Annotated in this window: 18 protein-coding genes and 1 pseudogene; 8 read left to right on the top strand and 11 right to left on the bottom strand. The window is 51.2% G+C overall.

Going from position 1 to position 19,762, the window contains the following annotated elements; genetic code table 11:
* Positions 1-19 precede the first annotated feature (19 nt).
* On the top strand, positions 20-382 hold the full coding sequence (locus B5G04_RS09610; RefSeq protein ID WP_087247920.1) for a hypothetical protein: 363 nt from the start codon (positions 20-22) through the stop codon (positions 380-382).
* Positions 383-471: 89 nt separating this feature from the next.
* Here B5G04_RS09610 and B5G04_RS09605 read toward each other — a convergent pair whose 3' ends face one another.
* Both B5G04_RS09605 and B5G04_RS09600 read right to left on the bottom strand, forming a co-directional pair.
* On the bottom strand, positions 472-765 hold the full coding sequence (locus B5G04_RS09605) for a helix-turn-helix domain-containing protein (RefSeq protein WP_087340413.1): 294 nt from the start codon (positions 763-765) through the stop codon (positions 472-474).
* Positions 766-797: 32 nt separating this feature from the next.
* On the bottom strand, positions 798-1,088 hold the full coding sequence (locus B5G04_RS09600) for a helix-turn-helix domain-containing protein (protein WP_087396942.1): 291 nt from the start codon (positions 1,086-1,088) through the stop codon (positions 798-800).
* Positions 1,089-1,392: 304 nt separating this feature from the next.
* Here B5G04_RS09600 and B5G04_RS09595 point away from each other — a divergent pair, with 304 nt between their 5' ends.
* The 6 genes from B5G04_RS09595 to B5G04_RS09570 all read left to right on the top strand — a co-directional run bounded on the left by B5G04_RS09595 (position 1,393) and on the right by B5G04_RS09570 (position 12,487).
* Positions 1,393-1,743, top strand: coding sequence for a helix-turn-helix domain-containing protein (locus B5G04_RS09595; RefSeq protein ID WP_087247927.1), 351 nt, complete (start codon positions 1,393-1,395; stop codon positions 1,741-1,743).
* Positions 1,744-1,757: 14 nt separating this feature from the next.
* Positions 1,758-2,138, top strand: a complete 381-nt coding sequence (locus B5G04_RS09590; RefSeq protein ID WP_087248047.1) for a helix-turn-helix domain-containing protein — start codon at positions 1,758-1,760, stop codon at positions 2,136-2,138.
* A gap of 6 nt (positions 2,139-2,144) precedes the next feature.
* Positions 2,145-3,725, top strand: a complete 1,581-nt coding sequence (locus B5G04_RS09585) for a DUF4099 domain-containing protein (protein WP_087247929.1) — start codon at positions 2,145-2,147, stop codon at positions 3,723-3,725.
* 152 nt (positions 3,726-3,877) lie between these two features.
* The gene (locus B5G04_RS09580) at positions 3,878-5,980 is read left to right on the top strand and encodes a type IA DNA topoisomerase (protein ID WP_087247931.1); all 2,103 of its coding nucleotides are present in this window, start codon (positions 3,878-3,880) and stop codon (positions 5,978-5,980) included.
* A gap of 164 nt (positions 5,981-6,144) precedes the next feature.
* Positions 6,145-6,597, top strand: coding sequence for a DUF1896 family protein (locus B5G04_RS09575; RefSeq protein ID WP_087247933.1), 453 nt, complete (start codon positions 6,145-6,147; stop codon positions 6,595-6,597).
* Positions 6,584-12,487: an N-6 DNA methylase gene (locus B5G04_RS09570; RefSeq protein WP_087247935.1), complete on the top strand. Its 5,904-nt coding sequence runs from the start codon at positions 6,584-6,586 to the stop codon at positions 12,485-12,487. The genes B5G04_RS09575 and B5G04_RS09570 overlap by 14 nt, the downstream gene beginning before the upstream one ends.
* Positions 12,488-12,615: 128 nt before the next feature.
* Here B5G04_RS09570 and B5G04_RS09565 read toward each other — a convergent pair whose 3' ends face one another.
* From B5G04_RS09565 to B5G04_RS09530, 9 genes are all read right to left on the bottom strand, one after another.
* Complete coding sequence (locus tag B5G04_RS09565; protein WP_239414074.1) at positions 12,616-13,443, bottom strand: Fic family protein; 828 nt, start codon at positions 13,441-13,443, stop codon at positions 12,616-12,618.
* 2 nt (positions 13,444-13,445) lie between these two features.
* Positions 13,446-14,648: a nicotinate phosphoribosyltransferase gene (gene pncB / locus B5G04_RS09560; RefSeq protein ID WP_087247939.1), complete on the bottom strand. Its 1,203-nt coding sequence runs from the start codon at positions 14,646-14,648 to the stop codon at positions 13,446-13,448.
* Positions 14,645-14,848 (bottom strand): hypothetical protein, encoded by a 204-nt coding sequence (locus B5G04_RS20495; RefSeq protein ID WP_239414073.1) that lies wholly within the window; start codon positions 14,846-14,848, stop codon positions 14,645-14,647. Before B5G04_RS20495 ends, pncB begins: the two co-directional genes overlap by 4 nt.
* 10 nt (positions 14,849-14,858) lie before the next feature.
* Positions 14,859-15,185: a hypothetical protein gene (locus B5G04_RS20490; RefSeq protein ID WP_239414072.1), complete on the bottom strand. Its 327-nt coding sequence runs from the start codon at positions 15,183-15,185 to the stop codon at positions 14,859-14,861.
* A 16-nt stretch (positions 15,186-15,201) separates the two neighbouring features.
* On the bottom strand, positions 15,202-15,777 hold the full coding sequence (locus B5G04_RS09550; protein WP_087247940.1) for a hypothetical protein: 576 nt from the start codon (positions 15,775-15,777) through the stop codon (positions 15,202-15,204).
* Positions 15,774-16,457, bottom strand: a complete 684-nt coding sequence (locus B5G04_RS09545) for a hypothetical protein (protein WP_087248049.1) — start codon at positions 16,455-16,457, stop codon at positions 15,774-15,776. The genes B5G04_RS09550 and B5G04_RS09545 overlap by 4 nt, the downstream gene beginning before the upstream one ends.
* Positions 16,458-16,468: 11 nt before the next feature.
* Complete coding sequence (locus B5G04_RS09540; protein WP_239414071.1) at positions 16,469-17,062, bottom strand: hypothetical protein; 594 nt, start codon at positions 17,060-17,062, stop codon at positions 16,469-16,471.
* A 23-nt stretch (positions 17,063-17,085) separates the two neighbouring features.
* Positions 17,086-17,988 (bottom strand): NAD-dependent protein deacetylase, encoded by a 903-nt coding sequence (locus tag B5G04_RS09535; protein ID WP_087247941.1) that lies wholly within the window; start codon positions 17,986-17,988, stop codon positions 17,086-17,088.
* A gap of 251 nt (positions 17,989-18,239) precedes the next feature.
* Positions 18,240-19,145, bottom strand: coding sequence for an AraC family transcriptional regulator (locus tag B5G04_RS09530; RefSeq protein ID WP_087247943.1), 906 nt, complete (start codon positions 19,143-19,145; stop codon positions 18,240-18,242).
* Between the two features lie 332 nt (positions 19,146-19,477).
* Between B5G04_RS09530 and B5G04_RS09520 the strand changes: the two are divergent.
* A pseudogene (locus tag B5G04_RS09520) lies at positions 19,478-19,762 on the top strand (hypothetical protein); the annotation flags it as partial.

The following is a 19,762-nucleotide window of genomic DNA, read 5'->3' as shown; positions in this document are numbered from 1 at the left end:
CCCGAAAACGAAAAGAAGCATGGAAACGAGAGGCATCATAACAATAGAAGAAAAGACGGTAGTCCTGCCCGATGCCGAAGTGTGGATGACGACCGGAGAAATCGCAGGCCTGTTCTATGTGCGCGGCGTGTCGGTGGAAGCCGCCATAAGGAAACTGAAAAAGGACGGCATCGCGGACGGCGGTTCATGCCGGCGCATACGGCTACAGGAAGCAAAAGGTTATACGGAGATTTACGGCATGGAAACGGTCATAGCCCTGTCGTTCCGGTTCGACACGGGGCAGGCGGCACTGTTCCGCAAATGGCTCGCCCGGACGGTGGCGTGTTCCAAGAAAGAGCCTACGGTCTTGTTCCTGCATCATCCGCATGGGGCATACTGCTGAACGGCACAGGCACGGTCTGAAATGAACATCGGGAGCGGCAACCCGCATGAGGGTATCCGTCTCCCGATGTTTTTTACTTGCCGCAAGCGTCAGTATGCCTTGCGGTAGTTACGTTCCAGTACCTTCTGGATGTCGCTCTCGCGGTAGAGCGTCTTGCCGCCGAACAGGAAATAGGGCAATATCCCCTCGTGGCGGTACTGCTGCAAGGTGCGCCGGCTCACGTGCAGCCTTTGCGCCAAGTCCCTGTCGGTGAGGTAACGCTCGCCGCCCATCGGTGGGATGTATCCGTCGGCGAGCCTGTCCGCCATTTTCAGGCTTCTCCGGACGGACTGCATGGCGTCGGCAAGTACGCCGCAGTCCTTTGTCAATACATTGTCATTCATCTTACATAGGATTTAGTGGCACACTTCAAGTGTCAGACGGACGGTTGTCCCGTTTCGGGAACGGGCAACAGCCGTTCCACATCCTCCGGCCTGTAATAGAACTTGCGTCCGATTTGGGAATATGCAATGCCGTGCATGTCGCGCATGGCCTGCAAGGTCTTCGGGGTTATGCTCAGCATACGGCACACGTCCTCCGTGTCCATCCATTCGGCAAGGCGGCGGTCGCCGCCCTTTTCGGCAAGCGTCCTCACCCTGTCCTCCAATGCCTTCACTCCGGCAAGGAGCATATCGAAGGCGGTCTTCTCAATGATTACTATTTCCATTCTTTCAAAATTTTATCGGTTTGCCGCAAAGTTACACAGCCGTGGGCCGGAACCGACCGGGCAAGGAAACAGTGGCAGCTTGTGGCTCTTTTTATTGTGCCACATCAGGACATGAGGGAAACAGACGGCTTGGAATGTCCGTTTGGCGGTTTTCCATGATAAAAATGCCCGTTGAAGCCCCTGCAAGGTGGAAAATCCATAAAAATCTCACGTAAGTTACGGGTAAGTACCGTGCCCGCCCCTTTGGAATAGCCGAATTTTGCTCCCGACAAATTGATTCATTAACGATTAAAGCGATTGAGAAATGGAAATCATCACGATGGAAAGCGCCGCCTACAAGGACATCGTAGGGCGCATCGAGGAAATCGCCTCCCATGTGAGGAGGCAAGGCATGGAGGGACAGCGGAACGATACCGCCTGCCTTCTGGACAGCCGCGAAGTGATGCGCCTGCTCTGTGTCAGCCGCCGCACGCTGCAACGGCTGCGCGACGAGAAGCGCATCGGGTATGTCATCATCCGGGGCGACTGCCGTTACCCTCCGGAAGAAGTGGAACGCATCATCCGGGAGAATGCGGTCAAGACTTCACCGGAGAAACCGGAGGAACTGAAACACAACTACCGGCTCCGCACGGGCGGAAAGGCGGGCTGGAAATGAAAGGAGGAACGGCTATGGAGTTTTTAGACAGACGCACTTTCGAGGACTGCATGAGGCAGGTGTTCAGCCGCCTCGACCGTCAGGAGGAGATGCTCTCCGCCATGCGCGGTGACGTGAATGAAAAGCCGCAGGGCACCGCCTTGTTGGAAGAGGACACGATGGACAACCAAGACGTGTGCATGCTGCTCCACGTGAGCAAACGTACCCTGCAACGCTACCGCAGCGACGGGCTGCTGCCCTACCGGATGCACCGCCACAAGACCTATTACCGCAGGGCGGACGTGGAACTGTTCATCAGCACCCACATGCGGGAAATACTCCGTGACAGGGCTCAGGATAAGGCGGACAATACCAAAAGAAAATCAAACGACAAAAAAACGAACCGTAAAAATTAAACTGAAATGGAACAGAAAAAGAAAAACGAGAAAGACGTGCTGGTCGTCCGCGACGAGAAGACGGGCGAAATCAGCGTAGTAGCCGGGCTGGACAGCAAGGGCTATCCGAAGACGGCTCCGGCAAAGGCGGAACACTCGCAGGACTTCCTGCGCTTCGACCGCCACGGTGACATGGTGGACAACTTCTTCAGGAACTTCTACCGCCAGTGCAAGGAGCCGACACGCTTCGGCTTCTACCGGGTGGCGGCAGACATGGCGGATGCGGTGCTGCCGGTCATCAAGGATTTGCTGAAAGACCCTGCGGCAAACGCAGAAATGCTCGCGGCGCACAAGGTGGACACTTCGGAATACCGGAAGCAGGCGGAAACGGAGAATGTAAAACAAGAAAGCGACAATGAACCCCTTAAAAAGACAGAAGAAATGGAACAGAAAAAAGAAGAACAGAAACAGGAAGTGCAACAGCCTCAAACGGCTGAAGCGCAAGATGAGCAGCAACCGCAGAAACAGGAGAAGCCGAACCTGATAGCGGATGACCAAGTGGACTGGGCGGAATTGCGCAAGTGCGGCATCGACAGGGAAAGCCTTTCAGAAAAGGATTTGAAAGCCCTGATGAATTACGGCAAGACGGGGCTGGTGACGGTGAAGCCGACCTTCGGCTACGAGAGCTACGAGTTGCAAGCCCGCCTTTCGTTCCAGAAAGCGGAGGACGGCAAACTGAAACTCACTCCCCACTTCGTGCGCCACGAACCGCGTCTTGACATCCCCCACAACGGCTACACCTTTACGGACGAGGACAAGAAGAACCTGAAGCGCACGGGCAATTTAGGCAAGGTGGTGGATGTGGCGGATACGAGAACCGGGGAAATGCGCCAGTCGTATATCAGCATCGACCGCCTGACGAATGAAATCGTGGACGTGCCCGCCGACAAGGTGCGCATCCCCTATCAAATCGGACAGACCGGCTTGACAAAGGAAGAAATGGACATCCTGCGTGCCGGGCTTGCCCTTCCCAAAGAAGTGACATTATCCAACGGGCGCAAATTTCAGGCATTACTTCAGGTAAGCGCCGAAAAACGCGATGTGGAGTTCGTGCCGGGGCAACGACGTCAGCAACAGTCGCAGCGTCAAAGCAAGAAGCAGGACAATCCCGATGCACAGGGGCAGACGCAGGAAAACGGCGAAAGGCAACCCCGCAACCGTTCGTGGACGAACGAGGACGGCAGCATCCGCCCGATAAGCAAATGGAAAGACGACCTGTTCAACGAACAGCAAATCGCCGACTACGTGGCGGGCAGGACGGTGGTACTCGCCAACGCAAAGGACGACCAAGGGCAGCCCTGCACGAAGTACCTGAAGTTCAGCTTCGAGAAAGGCCGTCCGCTGACCTACTCGCAGAACCCCGACCTCGCACAGACCGTCGCCCCGTCGAACGAGAGCAGGACGCAGCTTGCCGTGAACAACGAGGGCAAGACCAACGAGGCGACCAAGCACGTGAAAGAGCCGTTGCAGCAGGGGCAGACCGCACCAAAGGACGAAACCCAGCAGAAACGGCAGACAAGAAAATCCAAAGGTGTGAAGGTGTCCTGATTGCCGCCACTAAATCCATCCGACAATAATCAACGGATTGAAACGGGGAGCATACACCGCCCTGTACCGCATATCCCACGGACAAGGCCGTGCCCCGTTTCATTTCCACCCGAAAAGAAACAAAAGTATCAACAAATTAGACAGAAAAAGATATGATTACCATATTGGCAGAAAAACCGAGCGTCGCCCGTGAAATAGCACGGATTGTCGGCGCGATGAAGAAAGAAGAAGGGTATTTCACCGGAAACGGCTACCACGTGACATGGGCATTGGGGCATCTGGTACAGCTTGCCATGCCCGACGGGTACGGTATCAAGGGCTTCCGGCGCGACAGCCTGCCCGTTATCCCCGAAAGGTTCGGGCTTGTCCCCCGTCAGGTGAAGACGGACAAAGGCTACAAGGCGGACGCGGCAGCGGTGAAGCAGATTAAGGTGATTACCAAACTGTGGAACGAGAGCGACAGTATTATCGTGGCAACCGACTGCGCCCGTGAAGGAGAATTGATATTCCGTTACCTCTATGCCTATACCGGCTGTACCTTGCCCTTTCAAAGACTGTGGATAAGCTCGCTGACCGATGCCGCCATCCGCAAGGGACTGAAGGAACTGAAGGACGGTCACGAGTACGACAACCTCTACCAAGCCGCCAAAGCCCGGAGCGAAGCCGACTGGCTGGTGGGCATCAACGGCACGCAGGCATTGACCGTCGCCGCCGGACGGGGCACGTATTCCGTAGGGCGTGTGCAGACACCCACGCTGGCGATGGTCTGCAAGCGTTTCTGGGAGAACAAGCGTTTCACGCCCGAACCGGTACACCAGCTTCATTTTACCGTACCGTCGGTAAGCGCAAGTGAAGTGGTAAAGTTCGCCTCGGTGGAGAAATGGAAAGACAAGGAGGAAGCCGCCGCATTATATAATAAGGTAAAGGCACAAATGTGCGCCACCGTCGTAAAAACCGAAAAGAAGGAAAAGGTGGAGAACCCTCCGCTGCTGTACGATCTGACCACGCTCCAGAAGGAAGCGAACACGAAGCACGGCTTCACGGCGGAACAGACGCTCGACCTCGTGCAGAAGCTCTATGAGGCGAAGCTCGTCACCTATCCGAGAACGTCGAGCCGCTACATCCCGGAGGACGTGTTTGACGAAGTGCCTGCGCTGTTCGACCGTCTGGCAGGTCATTCGTCCTTTGCGGAGAAGATTGCAGATATGGGCGAACTGAACCGCCGCAGCGTGGATGCCTCGAAAGTGACCGACCACCACGCGCTGTTGGTGACCCCGAACCGTCCGCTGGCTCTTTACAAGAACGAACAGTTCATCTACGACATGATTGTGGGGCGCATGATTGAGGCATTTTCCCCGGAGTGCGTCAAGGACACGACCACCGTCCGTGCGGAGTGCGAAGGCGTGGCGTTTGAAACCAAAGGGTGCATCGTCCGCAAGGCGGGCTGGCGTTCGGTCTATGGCGAGGACAGGGAGGACACCGTACTGCCCGACTGGAAGGAGGGCGACACGCTGGCGATGAACGGCTGCACGATGAGTTCGGGCATGACCCGTCCGAAGCCGCTGCACACGGAAAGCACCCTGCTGGCGGCAATGGAGACCGCCGGACGCGAGGGCGTGGAGGACGAGGAAGCGCGGCAGGCGTTGAAGGACTGCGGCATCGGCACGCCCGCCACCCGTGCCGCCATCATCGAGACCCTGCTCCGACGCGAATACATGGTGCGCGTGAAGAAGTCGCTCGTGCCGACGGAGAAAGGGCTTGCCCTGTATTCCATCGTGAAGGAGATGGACATCGCCGATGTGGAAATGACCGGGCGTTGGGAGTCGGAACTGGCGGAGATAGAAAAAGGCAGGACGCCGCACGAGGCTTTCCTGCGCGACATCGAGGGCTACACCCGCAAGATAACCACCGAACTGCTCGCCTGCGACAAAATCTTTGGTCACAAGGCATCGGGCTGCGCCTGCCCCAAGTGCGGCACGGGCACGATGCTGTTCTATGGCAAAGTGGTGCGCTGCGACAACCCGGACTGCGCCCTGCCGGTGTTCCGCCAGATAGCGGGCAGGACGCTCACCGACACGGAAATGACCGACCTGCTGGCAAAAGGGAGGACGGGGGTCCTCGGCGGCTTCAAGAGCAAACAGGGCAAGCCGTTTAGCGCGGCGGTCGCCTTCGATGCGGATTTCAACACGAAATTCGTGTTCCCCGAAACCAATTCTGCAAGAAAATCCGCAAACAAGAAAGGAGGAAGAAAATAAATGTATAAATTTGCCACTGATTCATGTAATAATCTGTTTCAATTCGTTGATACTGTTTCTTTACATGGATTTAGTGGCGGCACTCGGAGGGATACCGGGTGCCTTTTTTCTTCTCCTTTATCCATATCAATATCCGATTTTTTCACCACTAAATCCATAAAAAGATGAAACAGAACAAGAAAACCGTTCCGGCGGAACTGTCCTATTACGGGCTGTACCTACTGGACTACCTGAGAAAATACCATCCCGACAAAGCATCGGATACCGGTTTCATTGCCGGACGCGAAGAAGCCGCCACCGCCACTTTCGAGAAGGAAAGGCTGGCGGGCGGCACGGTGGAGGACGCCCACGAGGAAGCCATGCGCGTGCTGCTCGAAGAGCTGCACTTCTCTCCCTACGCCCTGCTGACGGAGGTCGTGGAGAGGGAGTTTGCCGACGAGGTGGCGGAACAGGAGCGTGAACCGTTCTGCCGCAGGCTCTACCCCCACCTGAACAACCTGTTTGCCGGTTACGACACGTCGGATGACACCTTCGCCCTGTCACCCGCGCATGACCTGCTCTACACGGAGCTGGTAGGAACCGTCATGCTTTATCTGGAGTCCTATGGCGTTCAATAGAAAACAGAAACTGAGGGACAACATCGAGGCGGTACGCACGGCGTTCACGCTTGACCGGGAACGGCGCACCCCGACGGAAAGGGAACGTGCGCTGCTGGAGCGGTACTGCGGCTTCGGAGGGCTGAAGTGCATCCTTAACCCGGCAAAGGAACTGGCAGATGCCGTGCATTGGGCGAAATCCGACCTCGAACTGTTCGCCCCGACGGTGGAGCTGCACCGTATCATCCGTGAGAACAGCCGGGACGAAACGGAGTACAAGCGGTATGTGGACTCGCTGAAGGCCTCGGTGCTGACGGCGTTCTACACGCCGAAAGCCATCACGGACACCATAGCGGACGTGCTCCACGACAAGAAGGTGCGCCCGAAGCTCGTGCTGGAGCCGTCGGCGGGCATGGGGGTATTCATCGCCCCGGTACTGTCGGACAACCCGCAGGCGGAGGTCATGGCTTTCGAGAAAGACCTGCTGACGGGCAAGATGCTCGGACACCTGTACCCGCAACAGAAGATACGCACGGAAGGCTTCGAGAAGATAGAAAAGCCGTTTCTGAACCATTTTGACCTTGCCATCTCCAACATCCCTTTCGGGGATATAGCGGTGTTCGACCCGGAATACACCAATGGCTCGGTATTCAAAAAGATAGCGGCAAGGAAGGTGCATACCTATTTCTTTCTGAAAGGACTGGACACGGTGCGTGACGGCGGTATCGTGGCATTCATCACCTCGCAGGGCGTGCTGGATACGGAGGGCAACGGCGGCACACGCTACATGATGATGAGAAAGGCGGATCTGGTGTCCGCCATCCGCCTGCCGAACAACCTGTTCACGGAAGATGCCAACACGGAGGTGGGGTGCGACCTGATTATCCTGCAAAAGAACGAGGGCAAGGAAGAGCTTTCCGAAGAGGACAAGAGGTTGGGCGATGTCGTAAAGAACAACCATACGGGAATTTCCACCAACGGGTATTTTTTTGACCACCCGGAATACATCATCCACACCGACGCGAAAAGGGATACCGACCCATACGGCAAGCCGGCTATGGTATATACGCACAGCGGCGGCGTGGAGGGCATCGCCACGGACTTGTACCGGATATTGTCGGCGGACCTGTCGGCACGGCTGGACTTGGAACGCTACAATGGCGTCAAGGCTGAAAAGCGTGAAACACAGACGATTTCCGTCCAGCCGCAAGTTCAGGAAGTACAACAGCCGAAGGTGGAAATAGAAGAAAAAACGGTACAGCCAAATGCAGAAGCGGTAAAATCCGCACCGCAGGTCGTGGAAACGAAACAGCACGAAGCTCCTGTAATGGACTTGTATGACCTGTTCGGCTACACGCAGGAAGAGCGCAGATTGGCGGAACGGGGACTGAAACCGGAGAGGAAGAAAGGAGCCAAGTCCAAACGCCGGAAGCCGGTGCAACCGTCATTGTTCCCGATGCCTGCTGACGGGCAGGGGGTAACGGCGGAAAAAGAAAATGAAGCGGCAAGAGGCAGAAGTGCGGAAACGGCTCCTGCCATCAGCCCCGAAGAGGTACGGGAGATGGAGGAAATCATCCGTCAAGGGGCGAACGGAATACCGAAAAGACGGCACGAAGAGCCAGTACCCATGCACGGAAAGACCGAAGGTGCTACCGCTCCACCCGAAGACGGTGACCCGGAGGATGCCGTTTACCGCAGTCTGGACTGGGAAACCAACCCGCCCATCAACGGCTTCTATGAAACGATGATGTCACTCACACCCGAAAGGCGTGCCGAACTGCGCCGGATGGGAAAGGAAAAGATGGATGCCAACGCCGCCAAGCAAGCGGATACAGCCCGACCGCAGTCCATACGTCCGTTCTATCCGGTAGAGAACGGCTTTGAGGCAGAGGGAAGAAGACGGATTGAGCGTGTGGAAAGGGAGATGCGCGAGGAGGAAGCAGCCCTGACACCGGAAGAGCGGCAGCGCAGGAAGGAGGAAGCGATGATGCCCCGTCCGTTCAAGGGCATCATGGAAGCGCACCTAAAAGAAGGCTCGTTGGTATGGGAATATACCGGCGGCGTCCGCTTCCAAATCGGGGTGCTGAAGGATGTCACCAAGTACGGGGCGACCTTCCAGCCGCTCGACATGGAGGGGATGCAGGCGCAGAAGGCACAACTGTACATCGACCTGCGCAACACCTATGAACGGCTCTACGCCCACGAAGCGGAAAACCACGAGGAGAACGCCCTGCTGCGCCGCAACCTGAACACCTACTATGACGAGTTTGTCATGCGCTACGGCAACCTGAACGCCAAGCACAACGCCAAGCTCATCCTGATGGACGCTTCGGGGCGCAACATGCTCTCGCTGGAGCGCGGTGAGGACGGGAAGTTCGTCAAGGCGGACATCTTCGACCATCCCGTTTCCTTTTCGCAGGAAACGCTTGCCAAAGTGGAGTCGCCCGAAGAAGCCCTGTCCGCCTCGCTGAACCTGTACGGCGGCGTGAACCTGCCCTACATGGAATCACTCTGCGACCTGCCGCAAGCGGACATCTTGGAAGCGTTGAAGGGACGGGTGTTCTACAACCCGCTGGCGGACGGTTACGAGATAGCCGACCGCTTCATCGCCGGGAACGTGGTGCAGAAGACCGCCGACGTGGAAGACTGGATAAAGGAAAATGAAGGGCATGGGATGCTGCCGCAGGCGCAGGAGGCTTTGTCAGCGTTACGCGATGCAGTACCCGAACAAATCCCCTTCGAGGACTTGGACTTCAACTTCGGGGAACGGTGGATACCTACCGGGGTGTATTCCGCCTACATGAGCCGCCTGTTCGACACGGAGGTGCGGATAACCTATTCGGAAAACATCGACGAGTATGCGGTGGCGTGCAGCCACAAGACGATGAAAATCACGGACGAGTTTCTGGTGAAAGGCTATTACCGCCACTACGACGGCATGAACCTGCTGAAACACGCCCTGCACAACACCTGCCCGGACATGATGAAAAGCATCGGCAAGGACGAGCACGGCAATGACATCAAGGTGCGCGACAGCGAGGGCATACAGCTCGCCAATGCGAAGATTGACGAAATCCGTAACGGCTTTACTGAATGGCTGGAGGAACAGTCTCCGGAGTTCAAGAAGCGGCTGACGGACATGTACAACAACAAGTTCAACTGCTTCGTGCGCCCGAAGTACGACGGCTCGCACCAGAAGTTCCCGGACTTGGACCTGAAAGGTCTCGGTATCAAGGACCTGTACGTAAGCCAGAAGGATTGCGTATGGATGCTGAAAATGAATGGTGGGGGTATCGCCGACCAGGAAGTGGGCGGCGGCAAGACGCTGATAATGTGTGTCGCATCCTATGAGATGAAGCGTCTGGGACTGGTTCACAAGCCGATGATTATCGGTCTGAAAGCCAACGTGCGCGAGATTGCCGAAACATACCGCAGGGCATATCCCAACGCCCGCATCCTCTATGCGTCGGAGAAGGACTTCGCCGCTGCCAACCGGGTGCGTTTCTTCAACGACATCAAGAACAACGACTGGGATTGTGTCATCATGTCGCACGACCAGTTCGGGAAGATACCGCAGTCGCCGGAGTTGCAGCAGCGCATCTTGCAGGAAGAGCTGGACTCGGTGGAGGAAAACCTCGAAGTGCTACGCAATCAGGGTAAGGATGTGTCACGTGCCATGCTGAGGGGGCTGGAGAAAAGAAAAATCAACCTTCAGGCGAAGCTCGAAAAGGTGGAACACGCCATCCAGTCACGCACGGACGATGTGGTGGACTTCAAGCAGATGGGCATCGACCACCTCTTTGTCGATGAGAGCCACCAGTTCAAGAACCTGACGTTCAACACGCGCCATGACCGTGTGGCGGGGCTGGGCAACTCCGAGGGAAGCCAGAAGGCACTGAACCTGCTGTTCGCCATCCGCACCATACAGGAACGGACGGGCAGGGATTTGGGGGCGACGTTTTTGTCTGGGACTACCATTTCCAACAGCCTTACGGAGTTATACCTGCTGTTCAAATACCTGCGCCCGAAGGCGCTGGAGAAACAGGACATCCGCTGCTTCGACGCATGGGCGGCGATATTCGCCAAGAAGACGACGGACTTCGAGTTCAACGTGACGAACAACATCGTGCAGAAGGAACGCTTCCGCTACTTCATCAAGGTGCCGGAGCTGGCGGCGTTCTACAACGAGATAACCGACTACCGCACGGCGGAGGACATTGGCGTGGACCGTCCGAAGAAGAACGAGATACTGCACCACATACCGCCCACCCCGGACCAAGAGGTGTTTATCGAAAAGCTGATGCAGTTCGCCAAGTCGGGCGACGCGACGATATTGGGCAGACCGCCGCTCTCGGAAACGGAGGAAAAGGCGAAGATGCTCATCGCCACGGACTATGCACGGAAAATGGCATTGGACATGCGCATGATTGACCCGAACTACGAGGACCACCCCGACAACAAGGCGAGCCATTGCGCCAAGATGATAGCGGAGTATTACCGCAAGTACGACGCGCAAAAAGGCACGCAGTTCGTCTTTTCGGATTTGGGCACGTATCAGCCCGGAGGTGGCTGGAGCGTGTACACCGAAATCAAGCGCAAACTGGTGGAGGACTACGGCATCCCCGCCCATGAAATCCGCTTCATTCAGGAGTGCAAGAACGAGAAGGCACGGAAGGCGGTGATAGAGGCGATGAACGAGGGGCATGTGCGTGTGTTGTTCGGTTCGACGAGTATGCTCGGCACGGGTGTGAACGCCCAAAGGAGGGCTGTTGCCATCCATCACCTCGACACGCCGTGGCGCCCGTCCGACCTCGCCCAGCGTGACGGACGGGCAGTACGGAAAGGCAACGAGATTGCCAAGCTCTATGCGGATAACAAGGTGGATGTGATTATCTACGCCGTGGAGAAGTCGCTGGACAGCTACAAGTTCAACCTGCTGCACTGCAAGCAGACGTTCATCTCGCAGCTGAAAAGCGGCGCGATGGGCGCACGAACCATCGACGAGGGGGCGATGGACGAGAAGTCGGGCATGAATTTCTCGGAATACATGGCGATACTCTCCGGCAACACGGACCTGTTGGACAAGGCAAAGCTCGAAAAGAAGATAGCCTCATTAGAGGGCGAACGCAAGTCGTTCCATAGGGGCAAGCGCGACTCGGAACTGAAACTGGAGAGCAAGACCTCGACGCTCAAGAACAACCGGGCGGTCATTGCCGCCATGACGGAGGATTGGGAGAAGTTCACCGCCGCAGCACAGACCGGAACGGACGGCAACCGGCTCAACCTGATACGGATTGACGGGGTGGACACCACCGACGAGAAGGCCATCGGCAAGCGGTTGCAGGAGATAGCCAAGAACGCCACGACGGGTGGAGTCCCCCAACGCATCGGCGAACTCTATGGCTTTCCCGTCAAGGTCGTCAGCGAACGGGCACTCAGCGATGGGTTGGAGTTCACCGACAACCGTTTCTTTGTCGAGGGGAACTACAAGTACAGCTACAACAACGGCCATCTGGCGATGGCGGACACCCATGCCGCCGCCGTGAACTTCCTCAATGCGTTGGAGCGCATCCCCGCCATCATCAAGCAATACGAGGAAAAGAACGAAGCGTTGGAGCGCGAGATACCTCAGTTGCAGGTGATAGCGGGCAAGACATGGAAGAAAGAAGACGAGTTGAAACAACTGAAGTCCGACCTTGCCGCCCTCGACCGCAAGATACAGTTAGAGCTGGCTCCGAAACATGAGGAAATACCTGAACACGGGCAGGAACAGGGCGGCAGTCAGGCGGTGCCGAAAGCGGAGAACGTGCCGAAGCCGGATAATGACAATAATGATTACATCCGCAGCCATATAATAATAGGCAGGCCGGGACATACCGAACAGAAAGAATACCGTGGCGTGAAGTTGTAAATTGATATGTAAAAGAGCTGATAACGAATAAAAACAATATTTCGTTGTCAGTCTCTTTCTTACAAGATGTTAGGCGTTATGTGCCAACACATTTGAATGTTGTCAGATAATTTGTAAAATAAATCATCCTATCTGACAATTCTAAGAATTGCATTTTTCAAAATACGAAGAAAGAAATCTATCCATTGTTCATAGTTCCCCGTTTCATTCAAGCGTTGCAGCTCCATGTAATATTGAAAACTATGTTGATTTAGCACATCTGACAACTGCAAGATGGGCTTTCCAACTGCATCCTGCCTAATTAAAAAGAGCGTGTTCAACAACCGTCCAACTCTGCCGTTTCCGTCAATAAACGGATGAATCATCTCGAATTGGTAGTGTATCAAGGCTGCGCGAACAAACACATTCTCCGATTCTTCATAATGGATATAGCGTTCAAGGTCGGAAAAAGCATTGGTCATATCTTCATAGACAGGGGGGACGAACAGCGCATCATTCAGTCCGCTTCCTTTTCTGCCTATCCAGATAGGAGAATTGCGGAACTCGCCCGGATATTTCTTGGCATATCTTTCACTTTTACATATCAGATAATGGGCATTTTTCAATAGTCGGGCACTTAACGGCAGTTCATCCATCGCTTCAAGGGCATAAAGGGTGGCTTTAAGAAGATTTGCCGCATCCTCCATTGATTCATCATCCATACCCAATGCAAATGAAACAGGTTGTTCACCCGACGCTAATTTGCAGGAAGATTCAGCTTCCTGCCTCATGAATTGCAGGACTTGTTCATCGGATAATTGTGCTGCATAGGTGCTCAACCTGCGCATGGCATCCTCTAATTCCATTATCAACTTATCCAGCCTATCTGTATGGACTATGCGTATTTCTGAAAGCGGTGTCGGGATAAATGACCTGAAAGCCATATCTCCTGAAAGATGTTTGCGATAAGGTCCCATAATCATTTTATATGTAAGGCTTCCATGAAGCGTTTTACTACTTCGGGGTTTCCCGTATGCTTACCCTTATCTTCACTTATTTTACAGGTTTCATTGTAGAAAGCCCATGATTCCGTAATCTTTGCGGCAACCAGTTTTATGACGATATTAAGAGGCTTAACTCCGGCAAAGTCATTGGTAAAATGAGTGCCTATTCCGAATGAAGGCAAGCAATAATTTTTGGCATATTGCTGGATTTGGATTGCGTTTGAAACATCAAGTGCATTGCTGAATACGACTTGTTTTGTTTTGGGATCAATGCCCAGCGAACGGTATTTCTCAACGATTTTCATCAGTTGCTCATAATTGTCACCGCTGTCTATCCGCAATCCTTTGAACAGGTTGGCAAAATCCTCAGAGAAGTTCATACTGAAAATATCCCAACCGAAACTATCATACAGATAAGTGCCCAACGCTCCACGAAAAGTATTCCGCCAAGAATTCATGGCAATATGATTTGCCATTTGCGGACCATACATTCCACCGATAGCGCATACAAATTCATGAGCCATTGTACCGACTGGTAACAAATCATGCTTCATTGCCAAATAAACATTACTAGTTCCAACAAATTGTCCCTTCCAATTATTGTCATTACTGCACGTTTTTATAGCATGTATAACAACATTCTGCGCTTCAAAAGAAGCTCTACGTCGTGTACCGAAGTCGCTAAATACACACCCAGCTTTCAACAATTGCTTCCCTTTCTCGTAAGATTTGTCATAATAGGCTTGATAGTCAAAGCGGCTGTCCTTTTTGGTCATAATGTAATAAAGTTCTGAAATAATGGCAAGGACTTTTACTTCCAGTAAGATGGTATTTGACCAACAGCCTTCAATGTCCACACACAAGTGTCCGTTTTCGTCTTGACGTATCTTAACCCATTCATGGTCAAAACGGTATCCTTTAAGATAGGTGTAAAACCATTCTGGGATATATTTACATTTGCGTTTCATGAAATCTATTTCCTCGTCAGTGATGGTTACAGATTCCAACATCATTATCTGTTCTTCCAAAGCTTGGGCAAAGCCAATTGGGTATTCAGTATTGTCTCTGTCGGTAAACGTGTATTTAACCTGTGCTCTTGGGTAGTTGTCGATGACGGCACAGCACATGGTGAACTTATACAAATCGTCATCCGTAAAATGTCTGATGATTTGTTTCATGGCAATAGTTTTTTAATACTTATGCCCAAGACCTCTCCACCGTCCAAAGATGGACAGAATTCCTGCAAGACATGGAATATGGATGTCCCATACCTCTTGATACCGTCTTTTAGTGTATCAAGCACGCATACATCCCCGGCTATTCCGCACAAGTCTATCCGGTCGATATGCAAGCCATCTATCAGGTTATCCAAATGCATGGACAAGGTCTCAGTATTCTTCCGAATCCTTGCAAACACCTTTCCGCAGAATTATCACTTCACCGTGTGTTGTATAGAGCGGTTCCACCAATACCGAACAGATTGCCGCACCTGTTGTATTCTGTACGCAATGCATCGGCCACTCCCCGCCATTCTCTCTGAATGAGCAATGATTGTATGGATGCCAATCCATCGTAATTGCTTTTGCCGCATATTCCCCGTCTGTCCGTTTGATATATGCGGCCAATCCTTCCATTTTTGAAATTGCCTCCGGAACCGGCAGCGTGCCGTTTATGAAGTCAATTTGAGGGTCTATAATTAATAGCAAGCGTTTCATCTTCCTTTTGTTGAATCTAAACGGTTTGTCTTACCAAATCTCTTGCGAAATCCACTAACTGCACAGCCTCCTGATGGCGGAGAAAGCGTGTGTCCAGGCCATTCGCACCAAGGCGGAAGCGGTCGAGCGCATCGGCATCCTTAAATATCCGGTACAAACGGATGGTTCGTTCCGCTTCATTCGGAATTGATTGAGCGATGGCTTTGATGCCTGTTTCGTCATCCCTGTCGTGATATTTCATAACCAATGAAGCTGGTTTCAAGAATGCAATATCAGTGTTTATCTCACAATACTTCATGTAATAGGATGCCGCCCGTGCCCCATGCCCTGTATCCAGTCCATCGTCCAAACGACGGGTGTCATGGAATATGGCGGTATGTGCCAATACGCAAAGGTCTGTTTTCGTGTTTTCCGCCATCCTTTCGCCTATCAGTAAAGCATAAAGCAGCACTCTTTCGGAGTGGCCTTTCGTATGAATTTCCGAATTTGCCAAATTGAAGGACAAGTTGCTCTCCATGTATTCCGTCCAATGAAGATACGGAATTTTGACCTGTGCGGGCAGATTGTCAATGATATAACGAGGTGTTGTCATGCCAATTCCTCCTTTAAATTCCGAAGTGTATCGGCAATATCTCCTGCCAACCCGATAGATTTATTTGCTATTTCATCGGGAATATACAATTCCTGCGCGAGGTTCAGCGTAATATATGTGGCTTGCGGTTCACGTGCAGCCAGTTGCATCAACGGAAGCTTTATCAAACGGTTGCGGCTGCCTATGCCCAGTTCAATGATAACAAGCCGTTTGCCGTGATAACGGCTGAGGAAAGCATTGGCTTCTTGACTTTTGTCTTGCATCGGGCGGTTATGCAGCAAGTCCTCGAAAGTGCCTTCTACCTCGAACACCTTATCGGGCGCAAAACCGGACAATTCCAAATGCGTGTCGGCATTGGAGGTGAGAATGAAGTAGTCCTTATCACCGACTATGGCAAGCAGGTCTTTCATCACTTGCGAGGGACGGTAGTCTGTTACCCAATACTGCACCAGACGGTTCAGGAACTCCTGACGGTCCTTCTCGTTCGGGTAGTGATAAAAACATCCTTCGATGACACTGCGTATGCCGTATTTCTGCTGGAAGTCACCGAACTGGCGGCAGAACATCTCGTTGTCGGCGAAAATATGATAGCCTTCGGCGATGGACAATCCGTTGCTTGCCCCGATGAGCAAGGCATCGGCATCCTTGATGGCTTGGGCGGCTTGTTCTATCTTATTCATCTTGTAGAATTTTATAAAATCGGTTTCCAATAAATGTAAGTCATATAGTCTTTTTCCTCCGTCGAATAATGTCGGTCACGGTATGTTGTCGCCAATGTGAACCCATGGGTTGGGTAATAGTCATGGTCGCAGGAGGTATCCGTCCAAAGGAACATTTTCCGAAACCTGTGTTTGCGGAACTCTTCCGTGATGGCATTCAGCAACTCCCTGCCGCATCCTTTTCTTGTACTGACAAACAGGGACAGTTTCACATCTTCGTCCGACATTCGGGCAAGCGTGTTCCGGTCGGCTTCGTCCATGTATTCACAGAGCGTTTCCAGCAGGTCCTTTTCGATAGGCGACAGGTTTTCACTTTGTTTCTTCACCCAATCGGACAAATCTACAATTTTCCCTTTCCGCGTACCGAATATCAGCCCTTTCACTCCCTCTTCATCAGATATCTTAAGCGACAAATCGGCATCGGTGAAATTATGCCGGACGATGCACTCTGCTATACACAGAAGATAATCTTCCGAAAATCCGTCATAAAACGTATGCCACGCTTGTTTCGCCAAAGGCTTGACGACATTCATATCCTCTTCTTGGAATCTTTCTATTTTCATCATGCTTGTATTTCTCTGTTTCCTTATTAATATACTCTTGACGGGGTAAACGCTTCTTTGGGATTGAATCCTTTCATTCCGGCTATGGATTCGCCGAGCAGTTGTTTCAGCGTGATAGCGATGTCGTCGCCAATGGCAAGGCTCTTCTTTACAATCTCTTTCGGGATGATGGCGTGCTGCGGATTGATAGTGGCATAGAAGGCGTGCGGGAACTGGTAAGTCATGTTCATGAATGGTTCCTTGATGAACATCGGGGTCATCATGCCTACACCGAGTTCGAGGAACAGCACCTTGCGGCGGGCGTTGGCACGCAGGAAATCGAGATACCGCTTCATCTCGCGCTGGTAATATTCGCCTTCAAGGAAAGTGTAGCCACGCACCCACGGAGCTAACTCCTTGCCGCAATGCGGGCAACGAGGTATCAACTCGTCGGGCAGGGCGTCGCCCACAATCTTGTCGCTTAACTCAAATACCTTTTCCTTATTATAATATATCTCGTCGTGGCACGGACGGCTGCATTGCCAGTAACGGTTGTCTCCTTGTATCCGGGTAATCCTTTCGTCCGGAAACGTTCGGAAAAACTGTGCATCCTGATTGGTCGTGGCAATATAATAATTCTTCCCTTGAAGAAGTCTTGCCAGGTCCGTGTACGTTTCGCCGGTGTAGCACTCATAGACATAACGGGTGGCACGCAACATGGCAGCCCAAAGCTCTCCGCGACTAAGACGGCGGTCATAAAACAAGTCGAAATAATTATGGATGTCATATTTCTTTGCCAATCCTCCCGCCAACTTCCTGTAAACCTCGTCATCCTGATAATAGAACACGAACCCCGAAGCGGCGGACATTCCCGATGCTCCGCCCACCACGATGGCATCTGCCTCATCTATTTTCTGTTTTAGTAATTCAATCTTTTCTTTTGAAACCATTGCAAATATTTCTTTTAATTTATTTTGTTGCAAAGGTACGTGCATTACAAGAAGTAGACTCTACCAATTTATTGTAGTATTCTATCATTTCGATAAGAGAAATAGAAAGGAAATAGGATTAAACATAATTTTACTACATATCAAGCGGTAAGTATGCCCATGAAAATGATTATTCGAACTGATTATAGGTTTCGTTATTTAATGATGATGCCTATCCAACGAATGTGAACATTCGAGATTGTTTTTGGCATTTATAACGACGAACTATAATTATTATTTTTTTTATTTACTTCAGCTAGAAATTCACTAATAGTCTGTCCTGTCATTTGTTTGAAGAAACGCATCAGATGATTCGGTTCGGGAAAGTTCAAGCGATAGGCTATTTCGGATGCTGTACCTGTAGTATCGAGCAGTTCATTTTTCACTTCTAATAGTAGGCGTTTCCGAAGCATTTCCGTAGCGGTTGTTCCGAATTGTTCCTTTACAGCTTTGTTCAGCGTAATACGTGTGATACCGATTAATTCCGCATAGTCATTTACTCTGTGTTTCGTGTGGATATGTTTCTCTAACAATTGCCTGAACTGATAAGCATAGTTGTTTCGTACTTTGCATGTAGGCAAGCCGTAGGTAGTAGCATACGAGCGATTAATTTGTAATAACAAGTAAAAAAGTAACGAGCGCAGTATTTGCTCACTGTCACTAATGGTACGTCGTAATTCCTGTTTGATTTCTTTGAGAAACATAATATATCGTTGCATATCCTCTTGGGAAACAATAAGAAAAGGAGGAGTGTCATTTGGGTAACAATAAAGTAACCTATAAGTAAAGTATTTGTCCGCAAGAAAGTTGTGTAGGAAATCTTCTTGGAAAATTAGAAATCGAAAAAAATTAACATCTGTTTCCAGTTGCCATCTATGTCGTTGGTAAGGCGAAAGAAAAACGATACTGTTAGGCATCACATCGTAACACTTATGTTCTATCCACACGTGTCCGCCTTCTTCCTCGAAAAAGATAAACTCGAAGAAATCGGTTATATATTCTTTATCTGAGGTATAATACTGTAGATGTTCCATCCCAGTTCCTGTATTAATGAGAAAGTTCACGCCACATTCTGCCTTGTTGAAACGTATTTCTGTGAGGTTTGCTATTCGTGTCATAGACTACTTGTTTGCTTGCAAATATAGTGCTTTCTAGCGTGAATCGCAAATGGATTTATCAAATTGATAGTTCGTTTGGTATATTTGATAGAGTTTACAAAGAAAAATATCCTGACCTTTGCAAACGAAATAGAACAATAATTTATAGTAGTTTATATTATGGGAAAGAATAACATTACAAAATCCATCGAAGAAAAAAGGAAGTGGAAACTTCATAATAATCCCAATCATCCGATTTGTATGTTTAAAAAACATATACAACAATACTTTAAAGGGTATGAAATTTTTGACAATCTTGACGAAGTGGTCAGAAAGTTTACTCGAAGTATCCGTTCGTGCAAAGAGATATTTCTTTTTGGGTGAATGGTTTTGTCGAAAATCAAGAAGGTTTATGGATTGAGCACAATGATTTTTGCGAGATTGTTCGCGAACTAGGCGGTGATTTGATAGAAAGTGTCAGCGTAATCGACCGCTTTCAAAAACAATACAAGGTATCTTTGGCATATCGAATAATTTATCGCTCTAATGACAGAACCTTGCTGAACGATGAAATAAATCAAATTCAGGAGAACATCCGTAGTCAGATTTCAGATAGATTTAATATAGAATTAAGATAA

The sequence above is a fragment of the Bacteroides sp. An51A genome (assembly GCF_002161565.1).
Taxonomy (GTDB): domain Bacteria; phylum Bacteroidota; class Bacteroidia; order Bacteroidales; family Bacteroidaceae; genus Phocaeicola; species Phocaeicola intestinalis.
This window is presented reverse-complemented; position numbering and strand designations above follow the sequence as displayed.

Bases quoted from the DNA above. Each gene is read 5' to 3' on its own strand.
- B5G04_RS09600 (WP_087396942.1), bottom strand. From the start codon at position 1,088: ATGGAAATAGTAATCATTGAGAAGACCGCCTTCGATATGCTCCTTGCC.
- B5G04_RS09530 (WP_087247943.1), bottom strand. From the start codon at position 19,145: ATGACACGAATAGCAAACCTCACAGAAATACGTTTCAACAAGGCAGAA.
- B5G04_RS09570 (WP_087247935.1), top strand. From the start codon at position 6,584: ATGGCGTTCAATAGAAAACAGAAACTGAGGGACAACATCGAGGCGGTA.
- B5G04_RS09610 (WP_087247920.1), top strand. From the start codon at position 20: ATGGAAACGAGAGGCATCATAACAATAGAAGAAAAGACGGTAGTCCTG.
- B5G04_RS09535 (WP_087247941.1), bottom strand. From the start codon at position 17,988: ATGGTTTCAAAAGAAAAGATTGAATTACTAAAACAGAAAATAGATGAG.
- B5G04_RS09540 (WP_239414071.1), bottom strand. From the start codon at position 17,062: ATGATGAAAATAGAAAGATTCCAAGAAGAGGATATGAATGTCGTCAAG.
- B5G04_RS20490 (WP_239414072.1), bottom strand. From the start codon at position 15,185: ATGAAACGCTTGCTATTAATTATAGACCCTCAAATTGACTTCATAAAC.
- B5G04_RS09565 (WP_239414074.1), bottom strand. From the start codon at position 13,443: ATGGGACCTTATCGCAAACATCTTTCAGGAGATATGGCTTTCAGGTCA.
- pncB (WP_087247939.1), bottom strand. From the start codon at position 14,648: ATGAAACAAATCATCAGACATTTTACGGATGACGATTTGTATAAGTTC.
- B5G04_RS09585 (WP_087247929.1), top strand. From the start codon at position 2,145: ATGGAACAGAAAAAGAAAAACGAGAAAGACGTGCTGGTCGTCCGCGAC.
- B5G04_RS09605 (WP_087340413.1), bottom strand. From the start codon at position 765: ATGAATGACAATGTATTGACAAAGGACTGCGGCGTACTTGCCGACGCC.
- B5G04_RS09550 (WP_087247940.1), bottom strand. From the start codon at position 15,777: ATGACAACACCTCGTTATATCATTGACAATCTGCCCGCACAGGTCAAA.
- B5G04_RS09595 (WP_087247927.1), top strand. From the start codon at position 1,393: ATGGAAATCATCACGATGGAAAGCGCCGCCTACAAGGACATCGTAGGG.
- B5G04_RS20495 (WP_239414073.1), bottom strand. From the start codon at position 14,848: ATGCATTTGGATAACCTGATAGATGGCTTGCATATCGACCGGATAGAC.
- B5G04_RS09545 (WP_087248049.1), bottom strand. From the start codon at position 16,457: ATGAATAAGATAGAACAAGCCGCCCAAGCCATCAAGGATGCCGATGCC.
- B5G04_RS09580 (WP_087247931.1), top strand. From the start codon at position 3,878: ATGATTACCATATTGGCAGAAAAACCGAGCGTCGCCCGTGAAATAGCA.
- B5G04_RS09575 (WP_087247933.1), top strand. From the start codon at position 6,145: ATGAAACAGAACAAGAAAACCGTTCCGGCGGAACTGTCCTATTACGGG.
- B5G04_RS09590 (WP_087248047.1), top strand. From the start codon at position 1,758: ATGGAGTTTTTAGACAGACGCACTTTCGAGGACTGCATGAGGCAGGTG.